The organism is Mesorhizobium sp. M7A.F.Ca.CA.001.08.2.1, assembly GCF_003998455.1.
Lineage (GTDB): Bacteria > Pseudomonadota > Alphaproteobacteria > Rhizobiales > Rhizobiaceae > Mesorhizobium > Mesorhizobium ciceri.
Window position 1 is genome coordinate 1 of record NZ_RZPW01000703.1, and the last position, 3202, is coordinate 3202.

At 63.1% G+C, this 3202-nt stretch carries 4 protein-coding genes; 3 read left to right on the plus strand and 1 reads right to left on the minus strand.

Annotated elements, in window-relative coordinates; all coding sequences use genetic code 11:
* Positions 1–108 precede the first annotated feature (108 nt).
* The 3 genes from EN914_RS29380 to EN914_RS29390 all read left to right on the plus strand — a co-directional run bounded on the left by EN914_RS29380 (position 109) and on the right by EN914_RS29390 (position 2632).
* Positions 109–1404 (plus strand): DUF445 domain-containing protein, encoded by a 1296-nt coding sequence (locus EN914_RS29380; RefSeq protein WP_127389448.1) that lies wholly within the window; start codon positions 109–111, stop codon positions 1402–1404.
* A 111-nt stretch (positions 1405–1515) separates the two neighbouring features.
* On the plus strand, positions 1516–1944 hold the full coding sequence (locus EN914_RS29385; RefSeq protein WP_024503818.1) for a phasin family protein: 429 nt from the start codon (positions 1516–1518) through the stop codon (positions 1942–1944).
* A 190-nt stretch (positions 1945–2134) separates the two neighbouring features.
* Positions 2135–2632: a MaoC family dehydratase gene (locus EN914_RS29390; protein ID WP_013531248.1), complete on the plus strand. Its 498-nt coding sequence runs from the start codon at positions 2135–2137 to the stop codon at positions 2630–2632.
* Between the two features lie 38 nt (positions 2633–2670).
* Here EN914_RS29390 and EN914_RS29395 read toward each other — a convergent pair.
* A partial coding sequence (locus EN914_RS29395; protein ID WP_127389449.1) for an MFS transporter occupies positions 2671–3202 on the minus strand: 532 nt, incomplete at its 5' end.

Consider the following 3202-nt stretch of genomic DNA (forward strand, 5'->3'; position numbering starts at 1 on the left):
CAACTTTGTGTGCGCAGCCGGGCAAGATGCCGGGCGAAACCGGCTGTCGCGGGTATTTCGGCCGTCGGAACACTAGATAGGCTGAGATCGACGAGGAGCGGCTCACCCATGTCACAATCGGCTTCGCCCTTGACGCCGGTCCGTTTCGATGCCGAAGCGGATGCCAAGCTTTCCGCGTTGCGGCGGACGAAATTCCTCGCGGCGGCCGCGCTGGCGCTTTGCGTACTGGTGTTTGCGCTCGCCAAATCGTTCGAGCACATCCATGCGTGGCTCGGCTTCGTCGCTGCCTTTTCCGAGGCGGCGACCATCGGCGGCCTCGCCGACTGGTACGCGGTGGTGGCGCTGTTTCGAAGGCCGCTGGGGCTGCCGATCCCGCACACCGCCATTATCCCCGAGAACCAGAACCGCATCGCCGACAATCTCGGCCGCTTCATCGAGGTCAACTTTCTGGCGCCCGAACCGGTGCGTGAAAAGCTTGCCGAGGTCGATTTTTCGGCGCTGGTCGCCGATTGGCTGGCCGATACGGAGCGCGCCGCCGGCCTGTCGCGCTTCATCGTGCGGCTGGTGCCGCAGACGCTTGCGGCGATAGAGCAATCCGGCCTGCGCGGCTTCGTCACAAGCCGCATGCTCGAACAGATCGAAAAGGTGCCGCTGGCGCCGCTGGCCGCCGAACTGCTCTCGGCGCTTACCGATGATCGCCGCCATCAGAAATTGTTCGACGAATTCACCAAGGTGATCGGGCGGTTCCTCAATGACGAAAAAGCGCTGGCAACGATGCGCGAAAAAATCCGCGAGGAACTGCCGTCGCTGTTCAACCTGTTCCGCGCCGACGCCTATCTCCTGAAGAAGATCGTCGCCTCGGCGGGCTCGCTGCTCGACGAAGTGAGGGCCGATCCCGACCACCCGATGCGCGCCGAATTCGACGGCTTCGCCCAAGGCTTCATCGATAAGCTGAGGACATCGAAACAATACGCCAAACGGGCCGAAAAGCTGAAGCGCGACTTCCTGGCCCGGCCGGAGGTCAAGGGATTGGCCGGCGACATGTGGGCAAGCCTCAGCCAGTTCATCGAGCAGGATGCCAAGGCGCCGAATTCGGTCATCCGTGCGCACCTCGCCAACATGTTCGTCGAGGTCGGCCGGCATCTTGCCGGCGATGCGCAGATCCGGGCCGACATGAACCAGGGGTTCGTGGTGGCGCTGGCGTCGTTCGTGGAGAGCCAGAAGGCCGGCGTGTCGACATTCATCGCCGACCAGGTCAAACGCTGGGACCTCGCGCAACTGACGCGGCTGATCGAGATGAACATCGGCCGGGACCTGCAGTACATCCGCTTCAACGGCATGATCATCGGCGGGCTCGCCGGTGTCGTGCTCTATGTGGCCGAGCGGCTGTTCCTCGTGAATTGATGCGCGGCCAGACTGGCGCTCATTCCTCCGCGTCCGAATGGACTCACGGCACGCGAGTGTTATTCTCCATCCGAGGGTGCCCGCATCCGCGGCAAAGGGGAGCAAACAAGCATGGCAAAACAACCGGAATCCGATTCCTTCATGGACATGTTCGGCAGGTTCGGCCGCGACCTGAAGGTGCCGAATGTCGATGTCGAGGCGATCCTCGCCCATCATCGCAAGAACCTCGAAGCGCTGGAGAAATCGGCACGAGCCGGTGCCGCCGGCGCCACCTCGCTGTTGTCCCGGCAGCGCGAGATGCTGCAGGATACGCTGCGCGAGGTCACCGATATGGCGCAAAGCTACAGGGCGCCGGGCAATCCGCAGGAACTGATGGCCAAACAGACGGAGTTTGCCAGAAAGTCCTTCGAGGCCGCGTTGAAAAATGCCGGCGAAGTGGCTGAACTGGTCAAGAAATCCGGTGCCGAATCGGTCGACATCCTGCGCACCCGCATCAAGGAGGCGATGGAGGAAATCCGCGCCGGCTACGAGAAGAAGTAGCGGATGTGGCCGGGACCGGTTCATGGCTGCCGGCCGCCCTGAAGCCCGGAAAGCCCGAGTTGGCCTGCGACTGCGCCGGCGGCGTGGCTCGATTGCGGCCGAGATCGACGGAACGGATTCGCGTAGAGCGAATTGACAGAGGCCGTCAGTTCGTGGTCCGGAGGCTCTGGAAGCGATCGGGAAACCAGGAATGAACGAAATACGGCCTAAAACGCCGCCTACCTACGAGCAGTTGAGGACGATGGCCGGGCTGGAACTCGGCGTGTCGGAGTGGACGACGGTCGACCAGAACCGCATCGATCAGTTCGCTGAATGCACCGGCGACCATCAATGGATTCATGTCGACCCTGAAAGGGCGCGGCGGCAAAGCCCGTTCCGCACGACGATCGCGCATGGCTATCTGACGCTGTCGATCATCGGCGCGCTGGCGCTCGGCATGGGCATCGTGCCCGAGAATACGCAGGCCGCCTTCAATTATGGCTTCGACAAAGTACGCTTCCTGGCGCCGGTCAGAGTCGGCGCCCGCATCAGACTGCGCATCACGCTGCTGTCCATGGAGGACAGAGGCCCGGGCCAGTATCTGATGAAGGCGGCCAACACGGTCGAGATCGAAGGCGAGGAAAAGCCTGCCTTGACGGCGGAAACGCTGGTCATGCTCTATGAGCGCCGCAAGCGGGCAGGTGCCTGAGCCTGTTTGGAAATTCTATTCTCTGAGTGGTGTGCGCGTCACGAAGCCCTGGATTCTGCGCGGCCTGTGGCGCGGGCCGAGAGCAGTGCGAGGAACAGCGCAGCCAGCGCCAGCACCGTCGCCGTCTGAAAGGTGACCTGCATTCCCCGGGCGGCGGCCTCGGAACTCAGAAGACCAATGCCTTCGTGCCCTTCGGCCGATGCGACGGCGAATATGGCGCCCATCAACGAGGCGCCGGTGATGAGCCCGAGATTGCGCGAAAGGTTGAGCAGACCGGAGACGACGCCGCGCTGACCGGCGTCAACGCCAGTCATGACGGCTGCATTGTTCGACGTCTGGAACAGCGCGTAGCCGATGCAGGTGACGGTGATCGCAACGATATAGCCGGCAATGCCGAATCTGGTCATGGCGAGCGACAGCAGGAACGTGCCTGTCGTGAGGCTGAGCAGGCCTGCGACCATCATCCTATGAGCGCCGAAGCGGTCGGTCAGGCGTCCGGCGACCAGCGCCGACAAGGTCGAGACGAGCGGGCCGGTCGACAGCACCGCACCCACCATTGCAGCATCCAGC